This window comes from Streptomyces sp. GL_140, assembly GCF_057834465.1.
Genome location: NZ_CM174404.1, coordinates 379697 through 402658, shown reverse-complemented (window position 1 = coordinate 402658; position 22962 = coordinate 379697). Strand labels below are relative to the sequence as shown.

At 71.2% G+C, this 22962-nt stretch carries 25 protein-coding genes and 1 pseudogene; 16 read left to right on the top strand and 10 right to left on the bottom strand.

Annotation, left to right across the window (positions count from 1 at the left end):
* Positions 1–42: 42 nt before the first annotated feature.
* Together AC3IYJ_RS02070 and AC3IYJ_RS02065 are read left to right on the top strand one after the other, a co-directional pair.
* Complete coding sequence (locus AC3IYJ_RS02070) at positions 43–798, top strand: polysaccharide deacetylase family protein (protein ID WP_489399612.1); 756 nt, start codon at positions 43–45, stop codon at positions 796–798.
* The gene (locus tag AC3IYJ_RS02065) at positions 795–2303 is read left to right on the top strand and encodes a glycosyltransferase family 39 protein (protein WP_489399611.1); all 1509 of its coding nucleotides are present in this window, start codon (positions 795–797) and stop codon (positions 2301–2303) included. The genes AC3IYJ_RS02070 and AC3IYJ_RS02065 overlap by 4 nt, the downstream gene beginning before the upstream one ends.
* A gap of 62 nt (positions 2304–2365) precedes the next feature.
* Here the strand turns inward: AC3IYJ_RS02065 and AC3IYJ_RS02060 are convergent, their stop codons facing one another.
* Positions 2366–2938: a MarR family winged helix-turn-helix transcriptional regulator gene (locus tag AC3IYJ_RS02060; RefSeq protein ID WP_489399610.1), complete on the bottom strand. Its 573-nt coding sequence runs from the start codon at positions 2936–2938 to the stop codon at positions 2366–2368.
* 145 nt (positions 2939–3083) lie between these two features.
* On the opposite strand from AC3IYJ_RS02060, the gene AC3IYJ_RS02055 reads away from it, so the two are divergent.
* Positions 3084–4214 carry an NADH:flavin oxidoreductase gene (locus AC3IYJ_RS02055; RefSeq protein ID WP_489399609.1) on the top strand — a complete coding sequence of 377 codons (1131 nt, stop codon included), beginning with the start codon at positions 3084–3086 and terminating at the stop codon, positions 4212–4214.
* Positions 4215–4271: 57 nt separating this feature from the next.
* Here AC3IYJ_RS02055 and AC3IYJ_RS02050 read toward each other — a convergent pair whose 3' ends face one another.
* On the bottom strand, positions 4272–4934 hold the full coding sequence (locus tag AC3IYJ_RS02050; protein ID WP_489399608.1) for a response regulator: 663 nt from the start codon (positions 4932–4934) through the stop codon (positions 4272–4274).
* Positions 4931–6226, bottom strand: a complete 1296-nt coding sequence (locus AC3IYJ_RS02045; RefSeq protein WP_489399607.1) for a sensor histidine kinase — start codon at positions 6224–6226, stop codon at positions 4931–4933. The genes AC3IYJ_RS02050 and AC3IYJ_RS02045 overlap by 4 nt, the downstream gene beginning before the upstream one ends.
* A gap of 290 nt (positions 6227–6516) precedes the next feature.
* Here AC3IYJ_RS02045 and AC3IYJ_RS02040 point away from each other — a divergent pair, with 290 nt between their 5' ends.
* Positions 6517–8022, top strand: a complete 1506-nt coding sequence (locus tag AC3IYJ_RS02040; protein ID WP_489399606.1) for an alpha/beta hydrolase family protein — start codon at positions 6517–6519, stop codon at positions 8020–8022.
* A 92-nt stretch (positions 8023–8114) separates the two neighbouring features.
* Here AC3IYJ_RS02040 and AC3IYJ_RS02035 read toward each other — a convergent pair whose 3' ends face one another.
* Positions 8115–8414: a hypothetical protein gene (locus AC3IYJ_RS02035; RefSeq protein ID WP_489399605.1), complete on the bottom strand. Its 300-nt coding sequence runs from the start codon at positions 8412–8414 to the stop codon at positions 8115–8117.
* A 113-nt stretch (positions 8415–8527) separates the two neighbouring features.
* Positions 8528–8959 (bottom strand): OsmC family protein, encoded by a 432-nt coding sequence (locus tag AC3IYJ_RS02030; protein ID WP_489399604.1) that lies wholly within the window; start codon positions 8957–8959, stop codon positions 8528–8530.
* A gap of 300 nt (positions 8960–9259) precedes the next feature.
* Here AC3IYJ_RS02030 and AC3IYJ_RS02025 point away from each other — a divergent pair, with 300 nt between their 5' ends.
* From AC3IYJ_RS02025 to AC3IYJ_RS02015, 3 genes and pseudogenes are all read left to right on the top strand, one after another.
* Positions 9260–9535: a GntR family transcriptional regulator gene (locus AC3IYJ_RS02025; RefSeq protein ID WP_489399603.1), complete on the top strand. Its 276-nt coding sequence runs from the start codon at positions 9260–9262 to the stop codon at positions 9533–9535.
* Positions 9526–9672 (top strand): annotated as a pseudogene (locus tag AC3IYJ_RS02020) (hypothetical protein); the annotation flags it as partial. The gene AC3IYJ_RS02025 and the pseudogene AC3IYJ_RS02020, both read left to right, overlap by 10 nt.
* A 287-nt stretch (positions 9673–9959) precedes the next feature.
* The gene (locus AC3IYJ_RS02015) at positions 9960–10217 is read left to right on the top strand and encodes a hypothetical protein (RefSeq protein WP_489403079.1); all 258 of its coding nucleotides are present in this window, start codon (positions 9960–9962) and stop codon (positions 10215–10217) included.
* Positions 10218–10429: 212 nt separating this feature from the next.
* Here AC3IYJ_RS02015 and AC3IYJ_RS02010 read toward each other — a convergent pair whose 3' ends face one another.
* Both AC3IYJ_RS02010 and AC3IYJ_RS02005 read right to left on the bottom strand, forming a co-directional pair.
* Entirely contained in the window at positions 10430–11092 is a 663-nt protein-coding gene (locus AC3IYJ_RS02010) for a hypothetical protein (RefSeq protein WP_489399602.1), read from the bottom strand.
* A gap of 112 nt (positions 11093–11204) precedes the next feature.
* Positions 11205–12320, bottom strand: coding sequence for a serine hydrolase domain-containing protein (locus AC3IYJ_RS02005; protein WP_489399601.1), 1116 nt, complete (start codon positions 12318–12320; stop codon positions 11205–11207).
* A gap of 170 nt (positions 12321–12490) precedes the next feature.
* On the opposite strand from AC3IYJ_RS02005, the gene AC3IYJ_RS02000 reads away from it, so the two are divergent.
* From AC3IYJ_RS02000 to AC3IYJ_RS01985, 4 genes are all read left to right on the top strand, one after another.
* Positions 12491–13375, top strand: coding sequence for an AraC family transcriptional regulator (locus AC3IYJ_RS02000; RefSeq protein ID WP_489399600.1), 885 nt, complete (start codon positions 12491–12493; stop codon positions 13373–13375).
* Positions 13376–13496: 121 nt separating this feature from the next.
* Complete coding sequence (locus AC3IYJ_RS01995; RefSeq protein ID WP_489399599.1) at positions 13497–13787, top strand: hypothetical protein; 291 nt, start codon at positions 13497–13499, stop codon at positions 13785–13787.
* Positions 13788–13886: 99 nt separating this feature from the next.
* Positions 13887–15095, top strand: a complete 1209-nt coding sequence (locus AC3IYJ_RS01990) for a NupC/NupG family nucleoside CNT transporter (protein ID WP_489399598.1) — start codon at positions 13887–13889, stop codon at positions 15093–15095.
* Between the two features lie 245 nt (positions 15096–15340).
* The gene (locus tag AC3IYJ_RS01985; RefSeq protein ID WP_489399597.1) at positions 15341–15520 is read left to right on the top strand and encodes a hypothetical protein; all 180 of its coding nucleotides are present in this window, start codon (positions 15341–15343) and stop codon (positions 15518–15520) included.
* 70 nt (positions 15521–15590) lie between these two features.
* Here the strand turns inward: AC3IYJ_RS01985 and AC3IYJ_RS01980 are convergent, their stop codons facing one another.
* The 3 genes from AC3IYJ_RS01980 to AC3IYJ_RS01970 all read right to left on the bottom strand — a co-directional run bounded on the left by AC3IYJ_RS01980 (position 15591) and on the right by AC3IYJ_RS01970 (position 17538).
* Positions 15591–15965, bottom strand: coding sequence for a toxin Doc (locus AC3IYJ_RS01980; protein ID WP_489399596.1), 375 nt, complete (start codon positions 15963–15965; stop codon positions 15591–15593).
* A complete protein-coding gene (locus AC3IYJ_RS01975; RefSeq protein WP_489399595.1) occupies positions 15966–16211 on the bottom strand; it encodes an antitoxin MazE7 in 246 nt (81 codons plus the stop codon).
* A 679-nt stretch (positions 16212–16890) separates the two neighbouring features.
* Positions 16891–17538 carry a TetR/AcrR family transcriptional regulator gene (locus AC3IYJ_RS01970; protein WP_489402656.1) on the bottom strand — a complete coding sequence of 216 codons (648 nt, stop codon included), beginning with the start codon at positions 17536–17538 and terminating at the stop codon, positions 16891–16893.
* A gap of 154 nt (positions 17539–17692) precedes the next feature.
* Here AC3IYJ_RS01970 and AC3IYJ_RS01965 point away from each other — a divergent pair, with 154 nt between their 5' ends.
* From AC3IYJ_RS01965 to AC3IYJ_RS01945, 5 genes are all read left to right on the top strand, one after another.
* Positions 17693–19165: an MFS transporter gene (locus AC3IYJ_RS01965; protein WP_489399594.1), complete on the top strand. Its 1473-nt coding sequence runs from the start codon at positions 17693–17695 to the stop codon at positions 19163–19165.
* Between the two features lie 488 nt (positions 19166–19653).
* Positions 19654–19953 carry a hypothetical protein gene (locus AC3IYJ_RS01960; protein ID WP_489399593.1) on the top strand — a complete coding sequence of 100 codons (300 nt, stop codon included), beginning with the start codon at positions 19654–19656 and terminating at the stop codon, positions 19951–19953.
* Positions 19954–20104: 151 nt separating this feature from the next.
* Positions 20105–20614: a DUF2199 domain-containing protein gene (locus AC3IYJ_RS01955; RefSeq protein WP_489399592.1), complete on the top strand. Its 510-nt coding sequence runs from the start codon at positions 20105–20107 to the stop codon at positions 20612–20614.
* 416 nt (positions 20615–21030) lie between these two features.
* On the top strand, positions 21031–21867 hold the full coding sequence (locus tag AC3IYJ_RS01950) for an SAM hydroxide adenosyltransferase (protein ID WP_489399591.1): 837 nt from the start codon (positions 21031–21033) through the stop codon (positions 21865–21867).
* A 207-nt stretch (positions 21868–22074) separates the two neighbouring features.
* Positions 22075–22953, top strand: coding sequence for an ABC transporter substrate-binding protein (locus AC3IYJ_RS01945; protein ID WP_489399590.1), 879 nt, complete (start codon positions 22075–22077; stop codon positions 22951–22953).
* Positions 22954–22962 lie beyond the last annotated feature (9 nt).

The following is a 22962-nucleotide window of genomic DNA, read 5'->3' as shown; positions in this document are numbered from 1 at the left end:
CCCCCACTCCTCCCCGCCCGCGGACTCAGAAAGCGCCCTCCCATGCAATTCCCCTCCCGCAGAATCGTCACTGCGGCGACCGCGCTGCTGATCGCCACCCTCACCGCCTGCAGCAGCCTCACCGGCGTCGTCTCCCCGGCCTCCGCCCGCGACAGCGCGGTCCCCGCCAGCCCCGAGCGCGCTTTCGGCCTGGTGGACTGCAAGGTCGCCAAGTGCGTGGCGCTCACGTTCGACGGAGGCCCGAGCAAGCCCACCCCCGACCTCCTCGATGTCCTCAAGCGCGAGGAGGCGCCGGCGACGTTCTTTCTCCAGGGGAAGGGGCACACCGATCCCGACACCGTGCGCCGGATGGCCGACGAGGGGCACGAAATAGCGAACCACACCTGGTCGCACGAGAACCTCACCGAGCTCACCCCGGACGCGATACGCGCCGAAATCGAGCCGGTGCAACAGCAGGTAGCGAAGGCGACGAGCCGTGCGCCCGTCCTCATGCGCCCTCCGGGCGGCGCCACCAACGACGAGGTCTCCAAGGTGATGAAGGAACTCGGGCTCGCCCAGATCCTGTGGAGCGTCACCGCGAAGGACTACCAGACCACCGACACCGAACTCATCGAAAAGCGCGTCCTCGACCGGACGGAACGCGACGGGATCATTCTGCTCCAGGAGCGCTACGCCGGAACCATCCCCGCGGTCCCCGGCATCATCACCGAACTCCACCACCGCGGGTACACCTTCGTGACGGTCTCCCAACTCCTCGCACCGGCCCACCCCGAGCCCGGCAAGGTCTACCGCCCGTGATCCGCGACCTCCCCGGCGGCCCGGCCGGATCGGGGCCGGCGCCGCGCTGGTCCCGTACGGTGCGGTGGGCACCGTCGCTCGTAGCTCTCGTCCTGGGGCTGTGGGGGATTACGGGCCCCTCCGCGTGGACCGACGAGATCGTCACCATGGACGTGGCGCGGCGGTCCTGGCCGCAGCTGGGGGAGCTGCTGGGTGATGCGGACGCGGTGCACGGCCTGCACTACGTGCTGATGCACCTCGTGGGACAGGTCTTCGGGGTCGGCGAGTTCGCGATGCGACTGCCCTCCGCGGTCGCGGTGGCCGTCGCGGCGGGTGGCCTCGCGCGGCTGGGGCGGATGCTGGGCGGCCCGCGCCTCGGCCTGTACGCGGGATTGGCGCTCGCCGCCGCGCCCACCGCGTCGCGGTACGCGCAGGAAGCCCGGTCCTTCGCCTTCGTCATGGCCCTGGCCGTGCTCGCGACGTGCGCCCTGGTGAAGGCCCTGTCCGGCGACGCCCGCGCCGGCGCCCTGGGCGGCCGCCGGCTGGCCGGCTACGCCGTGCTGATCGCCCTGTCGGGCTGGTTCAACGTGGTGGGGCTGCTGCTGGTGGCCGCCCACGCGGTCACGGTGGTCCTGTGCCGCCCCGGCCGCTGCGCGACCGTACGCCTGCTGTCCGCCCAGGCCGTTGGCGTCGCCGCCGTCGTCCCGCTGCTGGTGCTCGGCTTCACCCAGCGCTCCGCCGTGGGCGAGGCCTCACCGGTCACCGGCGGAACCCCGTTCGGCTTCCTCACCTGGCTGCTCACGCCGGGCCAGGACACCCTCCCCGCCGCGCCGAAGCTCGTGCTCGCCCTCACAGCCCTCGCCGCCGTGGCACTCGTCGTGGCCCGACGGCACCAGGCCCCGCCCCTCCTCCTCGCCGTCGCCCTGCCCTGGCTGACCGTGCCCCCGCTGCTCCTGGGGATCGTCTCCCTCGGCCATCCCTTCTTCTCCTACCGGTACTTGCTGTTCTGCCTGCCGGCGGCGGCCCTGCTCGTCGCGGCCGCCGCCACCGGCCTTCGACCGGCCCGACGGCTGGTGCTCGTACTGCTGCTGGCCGTCCCCATGGCCCTGTCCCACCTGGCCATCCGCCACGAGGACAGCCGCCCGTGGGACACCACCGCCGTGATCAGCATGCTGCGCAGCAGCGCCGCTCCCGGAGACGGCGTCCTGTTCAGCGGCGGCCGGTGCGGGCTCATCGCCTCCGCCCACCCGGAGGTCTTCGCAGGCCTCCCCGATCTGGGAACGGTCCGAACGGCCGCCGAACTGGGCGCCCTGAACAACCTCCCCGCCGACCCCGCGCTCCTGCGGCAGCGCCTGACGGGCATGCCCCGCATCTGGCAGATCTCCTGCCTCCACCTCTCCTCCGGTGCCGGCCGGTTCGCCGCCCTCACCTCCGCGTCCCAACAGCAGGCCCTCACCCGCGCCGGCCTGTCACCGGCCTACCACCACGAGGCCCGCGGTCTGGAGATCACCCTCTACCGGCGCTGACCCCCCACGGGGCGCTCGGGCCGGTAGGTCATCGGGCCCCACGGGAGGGGCCCCGGGCGCTCCTACTGGGCGGTGGGCGCGGGTGCCTGCGGAGCGGTGGCCGGGGATGCGTGCGGCACCGGCGGGTGGCATGCGGCGCGGGTGCCGTCTTCCTCCTCGCGCGGCCAGTAGCGTCCTTCGAGGGCCTCGGCGCTGCGGTTGAGCCGGACCAGGACGTCCTCCAGCTCCCGGACCGCCTCGGGGGACCAGTCGGCCACCACCCGGGCCAGGCAGGACTGGTTGACCTCACGGTCTCCGCTGAGCCGGCGCCCTCCTTCGGCGGTGATGCGCAGCTTGCGGGCCATGCCGCCGTCCGGGTCCGCGACGCGCTCGGCCAGTCCACAGCGCAGCAGTACGGCCGTCTGGCGGTTCACGGTCGAGGTGTCGAGCCCAAAGGCCTCTGCCAACTGCCCGATGGACATGGGGCCTTGGGTGTCGATCCGGCTGAGCAGCAGGTAGGCCGACCGCTCCAGGCGTTCGGGGTCGCGCTCGCGCCGGGCAAGCACCTGGTGCCGCGAGAGGAGCATCAGCTCCCGCTCCAGTTTCTCCAGCACTGCGCCTCCCACTCTTCCGGCGCTCCATTGTCGCCGACCCATGCACCGGTGGACCTCTGCCGGTGCGGCCTCGCGGACCGCTCCGCGCGAGAGCCGATCCCGCTGCAATATGCATGATACATAGCCTGTGTACTATGCACTTCCTGTAGTCACCCCGACGAGCCACAGCCTCAACCGGAGGACCCGCATGACCGTCACCACGTCCACCGCCTCCCGCGCGGCCGAGATCCTGTCCCGGCCCATCACGCTGAACGGCCTGACCGTCCCCAACCGCATCGCGATGGCTCCGATGACGCGGATGTTCTCCCCGGGCGGTGTGCCCGGCGAGGACGTGCGGGCGTACTACGCCAGCCGGGCCGCCGCGGGCGTGGGCCTGATCGTCACCGAGGGAACCTACGTCGGTCACGACTCCGCCGGGCAGAGCGACCAGGTCCCGCGGTTCCACGGCGAGGACCAGCTGGCGGGGTGGGCGAAGGTCGCCGCGGCCGTGCACGAGGCGGGCGGCACGATCGTGCCCCAGCTGTGGCACATAGGCATGGTGCGCAAGCAGGGCGAAGCGCCGTACGCCGACGCACCCGCCGTCGGCCCCTCCGGGATCCGCGTGGACGGCACCGAGGGGACCGGCCGGGCGATGACCCGCGCCGACCTCGACGACGTCATCGGCGCGTTCGCCGATGCCGCCGCGGAAGCCGAGCGGATCGGGTTCGACGGCGTCGAACTGCACGGCGCCCACGGCTACCTCCTCGACCAGTTCCTGTGGGAGCGAACCAACCGCCGCACCGACGCCTACGGCGGCGACGCGGTGGCCCGTACGAAGTTCGCCGCGGAGGTAGTGGCCGCGGTCCGCGAGCGCGTCGCGGCCGACTTCCCGGTGATCTTCCGCTACTCGCAGTGGAAGCAGGAGGCCTACGACGCCCGGCTGGCGCAGACTCCGCAGGAGCTGGAGGCGGTCCTGGCCCCGCTGGCGGAGGCGGGCGTCGACGCGTTCCACGCCTCCACCCGGCGCTACTGGCTCCCCGAGTTCGAGGGCTCCGACCTGAACCTGGCGGGCTGGACCAAGAAGCTCACCGGTCGGCCGACCATCACCGTCGGCTCGGTCGGCCTCGACGGCGACTTCCTCCGCGCGTTCGCCGGTGAGGGCGCGGCACTCGGTGACATCGACAACCTCCTGGACCGCATGGAACGCGACGAGTTCGACATGGTCGCCGTCGGCCGGGCACTCCTCCAGGACCCGCAGTGGGCGGCGAAGGTCCTCGGCAACCGCTTCGACGAACTGAAGCCGTACGACGCGGCTGCGCTCAGGTCGCTCAGCCGGTAGCCGGTAGCCGCCGGCGGCCGGCCCAGGCGCCGGTGAGGGGCGACTGGTGCGGCGGCCTCACGCCGGGTGGATGAGGCGGCTCTCGTAGGCGAAGATCACGGCCTGTATCCGGTCGCGGAGTTCGAGCTTGTGCAGGATCCGCCCCAGATGGGACTTCACGGTCGCCTCCGCGAGGTGCAGGGCGGCCGCGATCTCGGTGTTGGACAGGCCGCAGCCCACCTGGACGAGCACCTCGCGCTCACGGGCACTGAGCCGGCTCAGCCGCTCGTCGCGGCCGGCGCCGCCGGCGTCGGGGATGTGCGGACGCAGGCTCTCCAGCAGCCGCCGGGTGATCCGCGGGGAGACCACCGCGTCGCCCGCGGCCACCCTGCGTATCGCGGCGAGCAACTCCTCGGGCCTGGTGTTCTTCAGCAGGAAGCCCGAGGCTCCGGCGCCCAGTCCGGCGAAGGCGTACTCGTCCAGGTCGAAGGTGGTCAGGATCAGTACTCTGCTCCGCGGGGAGACCCGGACGACCTGTCGGGTCGCCTCGATCCCGTCGGTCCCGGGCATCCGGACGTCCATCAGGACGACATCGGGGCGCAGCTCCCGGGCGAGGCGTACGGCCTCGGCGCCGTCCGCGGCTTCGCCGACCGGTGCCATGTCGGGCTGGACCTCCAGGACCGTGCTGAAGGCCATGCGGAGCAGCGCTTCGTCGTCTGCGATCAGGATGCGGATCGTCATGCGGACGCCGCTCCGCTGCTGCCGAGGAGGAGGCGGGTGTGGACTCCCCAGCCGCCGCCCGGAAGCGGTCCGGCCCGCAACTTCCCTCCGTAGGCGGCCGAGCGCTCGCGCATGCCGGGGATGCCGTGGCCGGACGGTGTGGCGCCGGGAAGTGGCGGGCAGGGGCCGCTGTCGGTGACGTCCACCGTGACGGTGTCGTTCGAGCACCGTATCCGGACCTTCGCGTGCGTGCCGGTGGGCGTGTGCTTGAGGGTGTTGGTCAAGGCTTCCTGTACCAGGCGGTAGACGGTCAGCTGTGCGGTGGCGGGTACGTGGGTGTGGCCGCCCCGGACCTCGACGCGGGTCGGCAGCCCGGCGGCGCACATCTGGCCGGCGAGGGCCTCCAGCTGTGCGATGCCGGGCAACGGGTGGCGCTCCGCGCCCGGTTCGCCGTTCAGCTCGCCCTCCAGCTCGCCGTTCGGTTCGCCGTCCCGTTCGTCGCTCCGCAGGATGCCCAACGAGCGCCGCATGTCGGTCAGGGCCTGCCGGCCCGTCTCGGAGATCTGGAGCATCGCGGTGGTGGCCTTGTCCGGCGACCGGTGCTGCGCGTACACGGCGGCGTCGGTGAGCGCGACCATGACGGACAGGTTGTGGGTGACGATGTCGTGCATCTCCCGGGTGATACGTGCCCTTTCCTCGGCGGCGGCCATTCGCGCCTGCTGCTCCTGTTGCTGCTCCAGGCGTGCGGCCCGTTCCTCCAGGGCTGCGAGGTAGGCGCGTTTGGTCCGCACGTTCACCCCCAGGACGGCGGCGGCGAGGACCAACGCGGTCACCGCGACGAAGGGGGTCAGGAACGCACCTTCCGTCGCCCAGCGCAGGCAGGCCAGCAGGGCCCCGACCTCCACGACGGCACCGGCGATGAAGGTGCCACGCCGGCCCGAGTTCGCCGCCGCCGTGTGGAGAGCCACCAGCAGGGCGACGTCCGCAGGCAGTTGGACGTCCATCAGCCACTGGACGAAGGCCGCGGCCGCCACGGCGCCGAACACCGTGAGCGGGGCCCGGCGCCGCCACATCAGCGGCAGCGCAAGAGCGGCGGTGAGGCCCACGGCCACCGGGAGCTCCTGCGGCGCGCGGGTGGTCATGACGTTGAGCAGGAGCAGCGCCGACAACAGCGAGTCCCACACCATGGGCGGCAGCCGAAGGCCCCAGCGCCGGGCGGCTGTCTTCGTCGGCCACACCCGCCGCACCCTCCACACCTGCTCCCGGGAGCAGACCGGGCGGGCATTGCCGGGTTCCGCGGCCGCCTCGGTCATCACACGTCCCGTCGATTCAGCGTCACGGCGGCCCCGGCCGGGCCGCCACCCCCGCGCGGCCCGGCACGTACCGCACGTGCCGCGGACCTGTCACGGTAGGCCGCCGGCCCGCGAAGCACATGGGCCCACCGTCTGATGGCGCAGTGCCGAGCTACGACCACAGGAGGAGTCCCGCTACCTCCCCTGGTAGCAGGGCGGCCGCCGATGCGGCGCACTCGATTGCCACTCCGGTCGCACGGGACCTCTCTCGGTTTGCCACCCCGGACGCACACGATGGCGATCCGGGAGCGATGTGGCAGCGCACGCCCAGCGCCGAGCATGGCCGGGTGACCGAGATCATCACGGGGCTGTACATGTCCCCCCTGGAAATACTCGCCCTGCTGGGTGCCGTCGCGCTGGTCCTGGCGCGCTGGCTTCCCGCCGTCGCGCGCCCACGCGTCACGATCGCGGCGGCGGCGCTCCTGGTGCCGTCCGCGATCGCGCTGAGCGTGACGGGGATCCGCTGGCAGATGCTGCCGGTACTGGCAGGCGCCGCCGTAGCGCTGCCCTTCGCCCTTACTCCTCTACTGCTACGACTACTACTACGACGCCGTACGGGCCGACCGGCGTGGCGGGCCCGATGGTGGCTGGCGTTGCCGGGGTCGATGGCCTGCGTCGGCCTGATCGCCGCGGGTCCGGTGGCCGCCTGGGCCTTTCCGGTACCCGTTTTCCCCGAGCCGTCCGGCCAATTCGCGGTCGGCACCCGCGTGGTGCAGTGGACCGACCCCCTCCGCCCCGAGAGTTTCACCGCTGATCCGCACGACCGGCGCACGGTCGTGATCCAGCTCTGGTACCCCGCGCGGAAGGCCCCGGCAGGCACGCAGCGGGCCCAGTACCTCGGACGCACGGAGCGCGAGGCGCGCACCGTTTCCGACGCCTTCGCCCGCGAGGCCGGCCTGCCCGGCTTCCTGGTCGACGGCGTCCCGCGTGCCCGTACCCGATCGGTCTTCGACGCCCCGGTGGCCGGTGGGGGCGAACGCTTCCCGGTCGTGCTGTTCTCTCCCGGGTCGGGCGGGGCGCGTACCCAGAACACCGCCTGGGCGGAGGAACTGGCCGGCCACGGTTACGTGGTCGCCGCCCTCGACCACCCGTACGACTCCGCCGCCGTCGTCCTCGACGACGGCCGAACGATCCGCGCCGAGATCGCCTCCACCGGAGACCGGGACAAGGACGAGGTGCTGGCGGTCGACTGGACTGCTGTCCGGGCCGCCGACCTCGGCTTCGTCCTCACCCGGCTGGAGGGTCTCGACAGAGGTGAAACGACCGATCCGCTGACCGGACGACTCGACACCGGCCGGGTGGCGGTCACCGGGCACTCCATGGGCGGCGCCGCTGCTCTGCAGGCGGCCCGGCAGGACCCCCGGTTCGACGCCGTCATCGATCTGGACGGCTACCCCCACGGCCCTGCCTCCCCCTCCCTCCACCAGCCGACGCTCGCGCTCACCCAGGCCATCACCCCCGGAACCGACCCGCGTTACCTACCCCGACTCACCGAGGCCCTCGACCTCAACACCGAGACGAGCTACCGGCTCACCATCCCCGGCGCCGCACACCTCACGTTCATGGACGGCCCCTTGTACCTGCCGCCGGTGCCCTCGCTCGTCGGCTCCCTGGGCCGCTCCGAAAGCCCCCGCGTCGTCGCCGCGACCACTCTTGCCTTCCTGGACTCCACCCTGCGGCACGAACCAGGCGACCTGGCCGACGTTCTGTCGACCTACGGCGACCTCAGCGTCCACCACTCGGACACCGGCCGCTGATGGGGGGCATGGCCACCGCTCCCGCCTCGTGCGACGACGAGCGGACGTCTTCGGCGACGGCCGTCCTCAACCACATTCGAGGGAAACCACCCTCAGGCTCCCCGCGCCCGAGCCGACGCGATGCCCGCCCTTACCGCTTCCAGCAGGGCTTCGAGGCCCTCTGCCCGCTGCCATTCCTCGGCTGAGATGTGCCATGTGTGCTGCGTCGCGGGTGCTTCGGGCGGACCGGCGACGATCTCGACGGTCCGCCTCCCCTTCCGGTCGGGGCCCGTGACCCGCAGGTCCATGTTCCGGATGTGGAACCGCTTCGGATGGCTGCCGAAGACCTCCAGGATCCGGCCGTCGAACGTGTAGAAGTCGCGGTCTGCCCTGGCCGTGGTCTCGTCGGTCATGGAGCGACGCTACATGCGAGACCTGTGGCTGTCAGGCCCCCGACTGCCGGCGGGGACGTTCTCGATGCGGATGACGGGTCCCCGACACCGTCATCCGCACCGGCGCCGGTCGATCAGTCCGTGTCGGTGACCTTCACAACGACCGGGGTCCCGGCTTCCACCGTGCGGCTGACCGTACAGAGCTTGTCGTGGGAGGTCTTCACCGCGCGCGGCAGGATCGCGCGGGCCCGGTCGCCGGCCTCGCCTTCGGGGAAGCGGACGGTGAAGGCGGCCTCCAGGTCCGTCATGCGGTTGCCGCCGGCGTCCTCGGCCTTGTGCCCGTTGACGGCGACGGAGAACTCGGTGGGTTCGGAGTGCCGGGTGGTGGCGACGTCCACATCGGCCGCGGAGCAACCGCCGATCGCGGCGAGGAAGAGTTCGACGGGGGTGAAGCCCCCGCCGGATCCGGTGCCGAAGGTGATCGTGTCACCGCGGGAGTTGGTCGCGGTGAACATGCCAGGACCAGTCCGCTCGACGGTTACGGAGCGCAGGGAATCAGCAGTCATGACACAGACGGTAACCCCGCTGCCCACGTACAGGCCGCACCCCACCGGCCGCACCACACATCCGGTACGCAATGCCCGCGGCGCGCAGCCGTACGTGCTCCACGGGTGCCGTCCTACCGGGCGGTCCTCATCGGGCGCATTCGGTCAGACGCACCCGGCTCTCGTCGAGGGCTTGGGCCACGGTCCCGCGCTCGTCCCCGTCCGTCGGATCGAGCAGTTCGTCTGCGGCCACCATCGTGGTCCAGAACTCCGCCGGTCTCCCGGGGCCATGGCGGGGACCGATGCGCGCGGGAGCCAACCGTGCCCGTAGAGCCCACCTTCGATGCCGTGTCGCCCACCGGCGCGCAGCCGCCGTACGTCGTGGCCAAGGAGGCTCTGGCGCACGCCATCGCGGCCGGCATCCTTGCCCCGCAGCAGCGGCTGCCCTCGGAGCGGCATCTGTGCGAGCAGCTCGGCATCAGCCGCACCACCCTGCGGGCGCCCAGCACGCGGGCGGTGACCGAGCGGCCCAGGCTCCGGTTGAGCTGTTCGAGCTGCGCAGGGTCCGCTTCCTGGACGGCCTGCCGGTGTGCGTGAGCTACGACCTCGTACCCCTCGCCGTCGCGCCGGCCGCCGTCGGTGCCGACTTCACCACCGCCTCCCTCTTCGGCGTCCTGGCCGCCGCCGGCCACGTACCCGTCGGCGCCCGGTACACGGCCCGTGCCGCCCTCGCCGACGACGAACAGAAGCGGCTGCTGGGCCTGGACGCGGGCGACGCGGCCCCCGTCCTGAACGCGAGCTGCCTGTCGCTCGACGCCGACGGCATCCCGTGCGCCGACACGCCGCGTCGCCGGTGTCCGCCACCAGCAGCAGGGGAGTGTCACGGGACGTCAGCCGCCTGGCCCGGTGAGGTGAACCTGTACCTCGGTTGGCGGTCGGGCGAGCGGCAGCGGTGGCAGTCCGCCGAGGCCTCGCCCGAGACTCGTGGCCGGAGACCAGCACGAGCGAAAGGCAGCAGCCGATGCCGCAAGCCGGGGAGCACGGCGTCACCGCGCCCACGATCGCCACGGCGAGTCGGCACCGGAGCAGAGCCGGGCATCTACGGACCGCGATCAGGCGGACGAACCTGCTGCCGGCATTCCTCGTGCTCACCGTCATGATGGTGGCCCTGTGGCTCATGGGAATGCCGTTTCTCCAGGCCCTGACGATTTCCACGGCAGTGAAGATCGCACTGGTCCTGCTCGAACTCCGTCGACTGCCCACCCCTCCCGACAGCTGACACGCGCCCCACAGCAGCGCGCCCGCCGCCCGCCCACTCGGCACGCAGCACAGCCGCCGGCCCGTGAACCTGCCCGACGCGGCTCAGCCGTCCGGACCGCAGCCGCCGCCGTCGGGCTGCCGACAGGAGTACCGGACGATGCCTCCCCGTCCATTGCACCTACTGAGTCGTGTGTCCGCTCCGACCGCCGGTACGGAGCGCCGACGCCGTTCTTACCGCTCGGCGCCGCCGTCCTCACCGTCGATCCCGTAGATCCGCTCCTGAAGCCGTTCACCGGCCCAGTCCAGCCCGACGCCCAGGTCGAACCAGTGCCGGTCCTTGCGGGTTTGGGGCGGTGCGAGGTTCACCGCTGCCCAGGAGAAGACCCCCAGGAGGACGGAACGCCCGTGCTGCGCTGAGTGAACGGACAACGCGAACGGCGCGGCGAGTGCCGCGCGGGTGAGGACCATGACCTCTTCGTCCTCGGACCGTTGACGCCCACCCGTGAGGAACCGGGGCGTTTCAAGGATCTTGACCCACTCGACCACCGCGTCCGCCACCTGGGCGCGCAGGGACTCTTCGATGCCCTTCCGGACGGCGGCCGCGGGATCATCGCCGAGCCAGCCGAGCCAGTGATCGGGATCGGTGAGCTTGCCGAAGTCGTCCTGCGGCACCCCATGACGCGGATTCTGCTGGTACTCGCCCGTCAGCTTCCCGTTGCCATCCACCAGCCAGGCGCCGCGGATCGCCTCGGGAGGTACGTAGCCGTTCGGGTCGTCGATGTGCGCCGGGTCGATCTCGGCGACGCTGCCACCGGGATTCTCAGCCGCCGCAGCCAGTAGAGACGGATCGTTCGGTATGCCCTTGCGTCGGCTTCGCGAACCAAAAAGCCCCACGTTCCCACCCCCACCGCTGCGCCCACCCAGTTGACCGCGATTGTGCCCTACCGGTCCGCGACGACGGGTGGATGGGGTGGGGAACCTCGGCGAGCGGTTCCCCCTGCCCCCCTCAACGCAGGCCGCTGTAGGCGGCCATGACGATTTCCATGCCGCGGTTGTCCTCCTGACGGTCGCGGTCGATCATCTGGTTCATGACGTAGGCCACCGTCATCCGCGCGTCGGGATCGCTCACGACCAGCGAGCCGCCCCAGCCGCCCCAGCCGAAGGTGTTGCCGAACTTGCCGAAGCCCACGGTCCAGGACATCGGTGTCCGCAGGACGCGGTCGTCGCCGCGGAACACCTCCTGCCACGCGGGCTCACAGCCCCGGGGGGACAGCAGCCGCACACCGCCGGCCGATCCCTGGTTTGCCAGTACCGACTGGGCGAGGGCGACGGATCGAGCGTTGCCGAAACCGTTCACCGCAGGGATCTGCGCACGGCGCCACGCCACGGAGTTGACGTCCCTGACGCGGATCGCGGCACCAGTGTGTTCCCGGCGTGCGCCGTCCGGTCCGGGCGGCGCGCTGGAGGCGTACTCGTCGGTCAGTGACGGCGGGGGGATGAGCGGCGCGACGCGGTGGTCGTCCTGCGCGGAGAGCCCGATGTGGAAGTCCGCGCCCAGCGGCCCCGCCACCTCCTCGGCGAAGAACTCGCCGAGACTGCGGCCGGTGATGCGGCGGACGATCTCACCGACCAGGAACCCGAAGGTGAGCGCGTGATAGCCGGCGGCCGTTCCGGGTTCCCATTCGGGAGCCTGCGCGGCCAGCCCCGCCGTCACGGCCTCCCAGTCGTAGAGCTCCTCGACCGCCCCCAGCCCGGCCAGGTCCGGCAGCCCCGCGGTGTGTGACAGTGCGTGCCGCACCAGGACGTTCTCCTTGCCGGCCACGGCGAACTCGGGCCAATAGGCGGCGAGCGGCGCGGACAGGTCGAGCCGGCCGCGGTCGGCCAGGATCAGCGCACACAGGGCGGTCATGTTCTTGGTCGTCGAGTTCACGTTGGTGAGGGTGTCGCGCTCCCACCTGACGGAACGGTCCGCATCGCCGTACCCGCCCCAGATGTCGACCACCGGCTCGCCGTCGACGTAGACGGCGGCCGAGGCACCCACGTCGTCCTTGCCGAGCGAAACCGCAAGCGCCTCACGGACCGCGGCGAACCGCGGCTCGCACACTCCATCAATATCAGTCATGGGCGTAAGCCTCGGGGAACGCCGGGGCCTCCCACCCGACACTTCCCGCACTGGTTTTGTCGGGCGTTAGGCTCGGATCCGGCCACTGCGGCTCCTGGGCTCCTGCTGTTCCGGCAGGTCGGCAGGGGGAGCGCCCGCAGCGGAGTCACGAGGAAGAAGGACGGATACGCGTGCTGGAGCGGCTGAATCAGGCGCTTGACCACCTGGAGACCTGCCTCGACCGGGAGGTCGACATGGCCGAGGTGGCACGGATCGCCGCGGTGTCGGAGTACCACTTCCGGCGGCTGTTCTCCGCGCTCGCCGGGATGCCGCTCCCGGTCTACGTGCGGCGCCGGCGGATGACGCTCGCGGGGGCCGAGGTACTGGCCGGGGAGCTGACGCTGCTCGATGTCGCGGTGCGGTACGGGTACGGCTCGGGCGAGGCGTTCGCCCGGGCGTTCCGGTCGGTGCACGGCATCGGGCCGGGCGAGGCCCGGCGCACGGGTGCGGTGCTCACGGCGCAGCCGCGCATGTCCTTCCGTGTCGTCGTAGAAGGCAGTACGAGCATGCGGTACCGGATCGTGGAGAAGGAGTCGTTCCGGGTCGTCGGCCGGAAGGCCCGGGTGCCGCTCGTGCACGAGGGGGTCAACGCGGCCGCCGCGGCGCACGTGAAGAGCCTGGACGAGCGGGCGATCGCCCGGATGAAGGAGCTGGCCGACGGGGAACCGGCGGGTGTCCTGTCCGCGGCGGTGTACCTGAGCGACAGCCGGGAGGAGGGGGCCGAGGCCGACTACTGGGTCGGAGTCGTGACCGGCCCCGAGGTGGCCGCCGAGGAGCTCGACACCCTCGACGTGCCGGCCGGGACCTGGGCGGTCTTCGACAACCACGGCCCGTATCCGAGCGCCCTCCAGGAGCTGTGGCGGGACGTGTTCACGCAGTGGTTCCCCTCGAACCCGTACACGAGTCGGCCAGGTCCGGAGCTCCTGCTCACGCAGCCGGTGGAGGTCGGTGCGGAGACCGGCTCCCAGCTGTGGATCCCGGTCGAGCGCGGCGGCAGCGGGAACGCCGGAGTGTGAACTCCGGCATCTGGAAGCCGTCCCCGCGCACGAGGTGGTCGCGGACCAACCACACGAAATATGTCCGCAGCGGGGAGCCCGCCCCCGTCACAGGGCCCTGAGTGCCCGGTCTGCGCGGTCGATGACGTCGGCCAGGCCGGGCAGTGATGACGGCCTGGCCCGCGTTCTGCGCACGGCGCGCCAGTTCGGCGCCGATCCGGACGCTCTGCGCGGCGCGCTGGTCCTGGCGCGGGCCGGGCTCTCGTGCGGCGAAGTTGGCGGTCAGCTGTGGTCGGTCGGCCTCGGCGAGCCGGTGCCGGTACCGGCGGGCCAGCGGGACGGCCACACGGGCTGCGGCGAAGGGGTGAGCCGAGAGGCGGGAGCCGCCCGGCCCGGAGTGTCCTCACCGGTACGGCGGCGGGTTGTCTCGTAGGTTCATCACGCCTGGTGACCACCGCAGGACCGACCGATCCGCGGGCCCGCCGTGCGACAGCCGGCGGTCCGCCACGAACCGACGGGACACTCGCAACTGATGAACCGCCTGCAGGGCGTGCTCGGCCTCCTCCTGATCTACGGCCTCTGCTTCGCGATGTCACGCCACCGTCGACAGATCAACTGGCGCACCCTGGGGATCGGTCTCGCCCTTCAGGTGGGCTTCGCGCTGCTGGTGCTGAAGTGGGAGCCCGGCCGCGAGGCGCTGCGCTGGTTCGCCGCGAAGATCGCCAAGCTGATCGGGTACACCACCGCCGGTACGGAATTCCTGTTCGGGTCCTTGGCAAAGGGCTCGTCAGTGCCCTTCGTCATCAGCGTGCTGCCCGTCATCATCTTCCTCGGTGCCCTCGTCGGCCTGCTGTACTACCTCCGCGTCATCCAGTGGGTCGTGCAGATCGTCGGCGGTCTGCTCTCCCGGATGCTGGGGACCAGCAAGGTCGAATCGATCTGGGCCACTACGGTGATCTTCCTCGGGCAGTCCGAAGCACCTCTGATCATCGCCCCGTACCTACGGCGGCTCACCCGCTCGGAACTCTTCACCTGCATGACCGGCGGCTTCGCCTCCGTGGCGGGCTCGACGCTCGTCGGCTACTCCCTGCTCGGCGCCCCGCTGCCGTACCTGCTCGCGGCGAGCGTCATGAACGCGCCGGCCATGCTGGTCGTCTCGAAGGCCATCCACCCCGAGACCGAGCCGACGGAAGCGGACGGTGACATCCGCGGCGTGCGCGACACGGAATCGGCGAACGTCATCGACGCCCTCGCCCGCGGCGCACTCAGCGGAGGCCGCCTCGCCGTCATCGTCGGCTGTCTGCTCATCGCGTTCGTGGCGCTCATCGCCCTGGCGAACGGCATTCTCGGCGGCGTCGGAGGCTGGTTCGGCGTCGAGGACCTGACGTTCCAGCGGGTGCTGGGCTGGATCTTCGCTCCGGTCGCCTGGCTCATCGGGGTGCCGTGGGACGAGGCCTCCACCGTGGGCAGCCTCCTCGGACAGAAGACGGTCATCAACGAGTTCGTGGCGTATGCCTCCCTCGGCCCGCTGATCCCCTCCCTCGACCCGAAGACGGTGCTCATCACCACCTTCGCCCTGGCGGGCTTCGCCAATTTCGGATCGATCGCCATCCAGCTCGGTTCGTTCGGCTCGCTCGCACCGGAACGCCGCGGTGACGTCGCCCGGTTCGGCCTCCTGGCCCTGCTCGCCGGAACGCTGGCGAACCTCAGCAACGCGGCGATCGTCGGGATCATCGGCTGACTGCTTACCAAAAGCGTCGGGTTATCCATCGGGGCCCCGCCCCCACGCTGCGGACCGCGCTGCGCATCGCCGAGTTCGGCGCGGTTCGCCGCGACGTCCGGACCGCCGCGGGCGCCCGCGCCTGTGACTGCGGCGAGCGGACGGAGCGGGGTGGCTGCGGCAGCGGCACGCAGCTGTGCGCGTCCTGCGGAGTCGGCGCCTGCCGCGGCTGCAACGCCCCGGCCTCCGCCTGCCGCGGCTGCGAGATGAACGCCTGCCGCTCCTGCGCGGGCAACACCTGCGCCGGGGCGGCCCCGACGGGCTGCGGCGCCCCGGCCGAGGTCCCGGCAGCGGCCGCGGCCTCGAAGGGTTCCTGCGGCAGGGGCAACGGCGGCTGCGAATGCGGCCTGTTCACCCTCCAGGTCCCCGGCGCGGCGGCCCGCTAGCACTTCGGGCTTGGACCCTGGCGCGGCGCGGCGGCCCGCGCGCGAAGTAAGGCCGGAGTAGCGGCTGCCGCTATGCCTGCTGCCAGGAGCGCAGGCGGTCGGCGACGTCGAAGACCGTGGTGCGGAGCATGCGGATGTCCGTGATGAGCTCGCGCCACTGTTCGTACGGCGCGTCCACCGTCTCGCCTGAGGCCTCGATGTACGCGACGGCAACTCCGTAGGCGAAGTATTCGTTGGACTCGGGGAGCGGGCGGAGCAGGACGATGGCGTCGAGGAGGGCGGCGGCGCGCCAGTAGGCGTCGGGGTGGTCGACGACGAGGCTGGGTACGTCCACTCCGTGCCGGGCGACGGCGGCGACCAGGGCGGAGTGGTCGGCCACCTCGACGTCCTTGAACAGAGCTTCCTGACGCTCCAGCAGCCAACCGTGGTCGACGCGCAGTTCCACTCAGGCCGCCCGGGAATCGGCACGGCGGACGGCGGAGCCGAAGTCGCGCTCGAACCCCTCGCGGAATCCGGGGCGCCGGACCGCCTCGTCGAACGCCCGCGCGGCGCGGGCGAGACCGGCCTCGTTCTCCTGGGCGGCGGCGAGTTCCGCGAGGTACGAGGGCAAACTGAGCCCCCGCGCCGCGGCCAGCGCTGTGAGGCGTTCATGGACGTCGGTGTCGACTTCAAGGATGGTGGTGTCGGCCATCCTCCGAGTATGCGCATCAGCGGCGCAACGGGGGAGGCCTTACCCAGAAGCGGGAGCCGGGGCCTCGATCAACTCGGGTGCCGAGGTCGCGAGTCGACCGAAGTCGAGCGGAAGGGGGTGGGCGTCGCCGAGGTCCTCCAGGAGCCCGCGGGCCACCTCCCACTCGTCGTGGGCGAGATGGTTTCGGACGTCATCGACCGTGATGTCGTTCTCGGTGGCGATGGCTTTGGGGACCAGCAGGGAGGCTGCTTCCGGCAGCTGTCAGGTGCGCTTCTCCGCGGCCAGTCCGGTGTCCCACTCGGCGGTGTTGATCTGGAGTACGGCGCCCAGTGGCCCCGCGCCGGGACCGTCGTAGAACCAACGCCTGCCCGAGGGCGCCTTTTCCGAGGTCAGCTCGTCGTACTTCGCGGCGTCCGCCCCGGTGAGCAGCCGGTAGGCGCCGACCGTCGGGGCGGCGTCGACGAGCGTTTGATCTCAGCGGGCCCGGCCGCATCGGCGGACGCCTGGGAGACGGGGGCGGTTTCGGCCGCGGGCGGTTCCCCCTCGAAGCTGAGTGCCCGCACCAGGCCCGCGGCGGCGACGGGCAGCAGCGCTCCGCGGACGATGTTGCCTCGGCGTACGGCTCGCGGGCCGGCCGGCTCGACCTCGAGCGCCCGGCCCTGCCCGGAGCCCGGCCGGGTCAGGCTCCGGCTTGCAGGCGCAGGCCCGTCAGGGTGAGCTCCAGCGCGGAGCGGAACTGGTCGATGTCCTCGTGGCCGTCGAACTCGTCGACGATCTCATGCACGAACGGGAAGGCCTCGGGGTCGAGCTCCCGCCAGGCCTGGGCGAAGCGGCCGAGGTACTCGTCGCGGTCCGTCGCGCCGTCGAGGACCTCCTGGGGTGGCTCCTGGCCCAGGTCGATGGCGGAGCCGACGACCACACCCACGACCGCGGACACGGCGTGGAATCGCTGCCGTGCGCTGAGGTTCAGGCGAAGGGTCGGCCGGCCGAGCATCTCGTACAGGCGCAGGGAGTTGGCCTGGACGTTTGTGTTGCGCATGAAGTAGGCGCCCAGCCACGGCCGGTCCGCGATCGCGTCGAAGAGTGTCACGGCCATCCGGCGGAGGTCGTCGATGGGGTCGTCGCTGCCCGGAAGTCCTTCGATGTCGGCCAGCACCTGGCCGATCACGTGGTCGGTGGCGAGGTCGAGCAGCTCGTCCTTGTTCGCCACGTACCAGTAGATGCTGGCGACGCCGCCGCCGAGGCGCTGCGCGAGTGCCCGGAACGTCAGCGCGGGCGCCCCGGCCTCGTCGAGCAGTGCCACCGCCTGGGTGAGTACGGACTCCATCGAGTGGGAGGCCCGTCGGCGCCCCTCGCTGGAGCGGCTCTGCAGGCGTGCCATGGCTCACGTCCCTTCGCGTCTTGCATCGTATCGAACGTCGTTCTATCGTAACGTATCGTACGCCGTTCGATGATCGAGCGGCGTTCGATCGGAGGAATGCATGACCACCGCTGTGCCGCTTCACACCCCGTCGCGTGCCTACCCGTCCCTGCGTGCGGCGTGGATACCCCTGACAGCCCTCTGCCTGGCCTTCTTCGTGGAGATGGTCGACAACACGCTGCTGTCGATCGCGCTGCCCACGATCGGCCGCGACCTCGGCGCCGGGACGACCGCGCTGCAGTGGGTCACCGGGGCGTACTCGCTGACCTTCGGCGGTCTGTTGCTCACCGCCGGGTCCCTGGCCGACCGGCTCGGCCGCCGCCGGGTGCTGCTGGTCGGCCTCACCCTGTTCGGCCTGCTGAGCCTGTGCGTCGTCCTCGTCACGACGGCGGGCGAGCTCATCGCCCTGCGGGCCCTGCTGGGCATCGCGGCCGCGGCGATGGCTCCGATCACGAACTCGCTGGTCTTCCGCCTGTTCGACGACAAGGCCCTGCGGATGCGCGCCATGACGGTGATGATCGTCGTCGGCATGTCCGGCTTCGTCCTCGGACCGTTGCTCGGCGGCACCGCGCTGGCACATGTGAGGTGGGAGTGGCTCCTGGTCGTCAACGCCCCGATCGCGGTGATCGCATGCATCGGCGTCCGGCTCGGCGTCCCGGCCGACCGGCCGGAGGACCTGACCGACGACGCGCTCGACCTGCCGGGCGCCGTTCTGAGCGTCAGCGCCATCGGGCTCGCCTGCTACGCGCTGACCAGCGGCGTCGAGCGCGGCTGGCTCTCCGCGATCACCCTCGCGTCGATCGCGGGCGCCGTCGTGGCGGCGATCGCGTTCGTGTGGCACGAGCGCCGCAGCGCGGCGCCCATGCTGGACCTGCGCCTCTTCTCCAACGGCACCGTCCGCGGCGCCGCCCTCGCGCAGATCGGAACGTCCATCGCGATGGCCAGCGTGATGTTCGGGCTGATCTTCCACTTCCAGTACGCCTACGGATGGAGCCCCGTGCGGGCCGGTCTGGCCAACCTGCCGATCATCGTGACGATGCTCGCCGCGACCCCGCTGTCCGAGTGGCTCGCGCGCCGGTTCGGCCACCGCGTCGCCTGTCTGGTCGGCGCGGCCTGCCTGGCCGGTTCGCTGGCGGGTCTCGCCTGGGGCGTCGACCACGGGTACGCCGCCATCGCGATCTGCATGGTGCTCATGACCGTGGGGCTGCGCACCGTGATGACGATCTGCGCGGTCGCGCTCGTCGACGCGATGCCGAGCAACCGCACCTCCATGGGCGCGGCCCTCAACGACACCGCCCAGGAAGTCGGCTCCAGCCTGGGCACCGCCGTAGTGGGCACCCTGATCGCCTTGCTGGTCACCACCCAGCTCCCGGCCGGCACGTGGAGCAGTGACCTCGTCGCCTCGTTCTTCCACGGGGAACGGATCACCTACGCGGTCCTCGCAGTCGTCGTCGGACTGATCGCGGCGGTCGGCGCACTGAGCCTCAGCGACTCCCACGCGATCGAGGAAGCCGAGCTGGAGGAAGCCGCCTGAGGGCGTACCGGGCTACGGGGCGCGGAGCAGCGTGCGCCGGCGGGCTGCAGCCTGGGCGCAGCGATGGCGCGCCGTGCCGAAGGCGGGCGGCCCGGCGGAGGATCGCCCTCTCCTCTTCCGGCCATGCCGACCGCGATCGCCCCGCCGGAACCGGAGCTTCGGCATGGCTCGGAGCGGTACCGTCCGTGGCCGCGGTGCTGCCGCGTCGGCCTGTTCCGGTCCGGCCGCCCGCCGGCATACCGACCGTGCCGTTGGCGCGCGCCGTGGTCGGGCCGGGGCCAGGAATGGTGCCGTCCCGACGGGCCCGGCCGAGGAGCCGCCGCGAGGTCCCTCCGGGGGTGTTCCGGATCAGCCGTGCGCAGTCGCGCGGACCGGGCCGGGCCCGCCGGGCCGATGGCCGACGGCCCGCTTCTCGGGGCGGACGCGGATCCGGACAACGTTCACCGTTCCCCTCCTGCAAGCCCCACGTCCCGCCGTAGGTTCTGTCCTTGCAACCACCCCGCGGCACGTCGAACCCTGCCTCCGGCCAGCAGAAATGGCCGGGCGAAGGGTTCCGTCGGCCTGCCGGTGGGCCGGAACAGCACTGCGACTCCGGCAGCGGGTCCAGCGTCACGGGCTGGGTCACCGACGACAAGGCGGACGGCCGCTGCCCCTGGATCCGGTTCAACACCGCCGGCGGCTACAGCGCCGGCAGCCCGCGCGTCGGCCCCAAGGGCGCCACCAAGAACTTCAGCCTGTCCACCTCCTCCCGGATCACCAGCTTCGAGATCCTCTACGACAACTGCTGACGGTTGGGCGACCGGCCCCGGGCGAGTCCCGGGGCCGGATCGGCTCGCTGCCCGTTCCCGCCCCGGAAGCCGTTGAGGACGTGCAACCAGCGGTCGTCATCGGGCAGCCCGGGAATGCCATGGCGCAGATGCGCGGCACTAGGCTCGCGCCATGTCCAACGATCCCGGTTTCACGTGCTCCTGCTGCGGTGCCCACCACGCCGAGCTCCCCATGAGCTACTCCGCCATGGCCCCTGATGTCTGGGATCCCGGTTTCGAGAGTGATCCAGACAGCATGCTGTCGTCCGACCAGTGCGTGATCAAAGGCCAGCACTTCTTCGTCAGAGGCTTGATCGAGATACCTGTGATCGGCAGCCAGGACGTCTTTTCCTGGGGCGTCTGGATCTCTCTGAGCAGGGACAACTTCGCCCGTGCCCTCGAAGTGTGGAACGTGGCGGGCCGCGAGGCCGAGAAGCCGTACTTCGGCTGGCTCAGCACCGAACTCGCGCTCTACTCCGAGGGCACGACCGACCTGAAGACCAACGCCCACACGCGACCGGTCGGCAAGCGGCCCTTCATCGAGCTGGAGCCCACCGACCACCCGCTCGCCGTCGAACAGCGCACCGGGATCACCCTGGACCGTGTACGTGAGATCGCGACGGCGGTGCTGCATCCGGCCTGACCAGCAAGAACGACGGCCACGGCCACTGATCGTCGGCGTGGATCGCCGCCTGACCGCGGCGGCCGACAGCACCGACGGTTCACGGTGTGGACACTTGTCGCCGACGCCCCCGGCTGCTGCTACAGTCCCGTCCATGCAGCACACCACCACCCTCGCCATGATGCGAATGATGCCCCGTACCCCGGAGGCGCTTCGCTAGCGAAGCCGTGTGCGCACCAGCTGCGACGGACCCTCCGGAAACGGAGGGTCCGTTTTTTGTTGCCCCGGACTCGTCCCGGACCCGGTCCCGTTCCGCAGATCAGGTCGCCGGATCCGCCCAGCTCTGCGCCCCCGGGGTCACCAGGTCACCCGACGCACCCCCGATCCACCCGCCACCCGCCGCCCGCCACCACCCGACAGAAGGCGAAGAGCCCGCCATGACCCACCTTCCAGTCGTCGCCCTCACCGACTGCGCCGATCCCAACGCACTGGCCCGCCAGTCCGCCCGCATCGCCACCCTCTTCGGCGCCACCCCGACCGTCCTGCCGCTCGGCGGACCGGACCCGGAGGGCGCCGCCGCCCTCACCCTGCTCGACCTGCTGCGCTCCACCGACCTGACCGGCGGGCCCACGCAGCCGGTCGTCGTGCTGGTCAACATCGCCCCGCGAGACGGGCATTGGCCCAACGGTGTGCCGTTCTGCTACTTCCGTCACGGGCGCCACCTGGTCATCAGCACGGTGAACCACCGGGTGCTCGCCCCGCTGGTGACCTACCTGGGCCTGGAGGAGGTCCAGGTCACCGACGTCCGCGAGGTGCTGGAGGCCGCCGCCGCGGACTGGGCCGAACTGTCGGATGCCGAAGTCGAGGAGATCGTACGGACCCAGTTCCGCAGCCTCTGGTACGTGCCTCTGCTGGCCCGCTGGCTCACTGACGGCCGCTCGGTTCCCGCGCGCCCGCTGACGGTGCGCCCGCCCGCCGAACAGGAGGTGCGGGTCGCGGTCGTGGACAACTTCGGCAACTGCAAGCTCGACCGGCCGGCCGTAGAACTGCCCGGCTACGACGGCGTGCGGAGCCTGTCCGTCCACAATCGGCGCGACGGCGGCAGCGTCCGGGTGCGCTGTTACGACCGGCTGCCCGACGTGCCGCTCGGGGAACCCGGAATCACCGTCGGAAGTTCCGGAATCGGCTTCGCCGAACTGGTGGTCCGCGGCGGTTCCGCGGCCGAACTGTTCGGCCTGCGCCAGGGCGACCAGGTATTTCGTCTCACCAGCTGACATGTTATCGCCGCGTTACCCAATGGCGGCCGTCGAGATTGACACCGCGCTCCACCAGCCGGAATGCTGAACCGCATGTCCGGAACCATTCCCCTGGTACGCCGCCGCCACGTGGACAACGTGCGCTGTGCCGCTGATCTGTGTCGCTGAGCGCACGTCAACGACCTTTTCCGTACCCTCTTTTCGGACTCCTTCGAAGGACCTTTCATGTCCCGCACCCGTATAGCCCTCGCGACCTCCATCGTGGCCGTCGTCCTGACCGCCGCCGCCTGCGCACCCCAGCCCGAGAGTCCCGCAGGAGCTGCCGGACCCGCCGGATCCACCGCCCCCAACTGCACGACCGGCAGCCCCGGCCTCCACAAGAGCGGGCAGTTGACCGTCGCGACGGATTCCCCGGCCTACGCGCCCTGGTTCGACAGCAACACCCCTTCCAACGGGAAGGGCTTCGAGAGCGCGGTCGCCTACGCGGTGGCCGGCAAACTCGGTTTCAGCAAGGAACAGGTGAAGTGGGTCGTCGAACCGTTCGCCCATTCCTATGCTCCCGGGGCGAAGAACTTCGACTTCGACATCAACCAGATCTCCATCACCCCGCAGCGCGCACAGGCGGTGGACTTCTCCACCAGTTACTACACGGCCGACCAGGCCATCCTGACCCTGGACAACTCCGGTTTCGCGAAAGCCACTTCACTCGCAGAGCTGAAGGACGCGAAGATCGGTGTGCAGGTGGCCACCACCAGCTACCAGGCGGTGCTCGACCAGCTCAAGCCCTCGCGCCAGCCGAGCGTCTTCAACACCACCAACGATGAAGTGAACGCACTGAAGAACGGTCAGATCGACGCGATCGTCACCGACCTGCCGACCGTGTTCTTCCTGGCCGGCTCGGAGCTGGACAACGCCAAGATCGTCGGCCACTTCGGCTACGCGGGCGGCACCCCCGAGGAGTTCGGCCTGCTCCTGCCCAAGGGCAGCGGATACACCTCCTGCGTGAACCAGGCTCTCGCCGCACTCAAGGCCGACGGCACGCTCGCCAAGATCACCACGGAGTGGCTGTCCGCCTCGGCGAACGTCCCCGAGCTGAAGCCGTAGCGCGGCGAC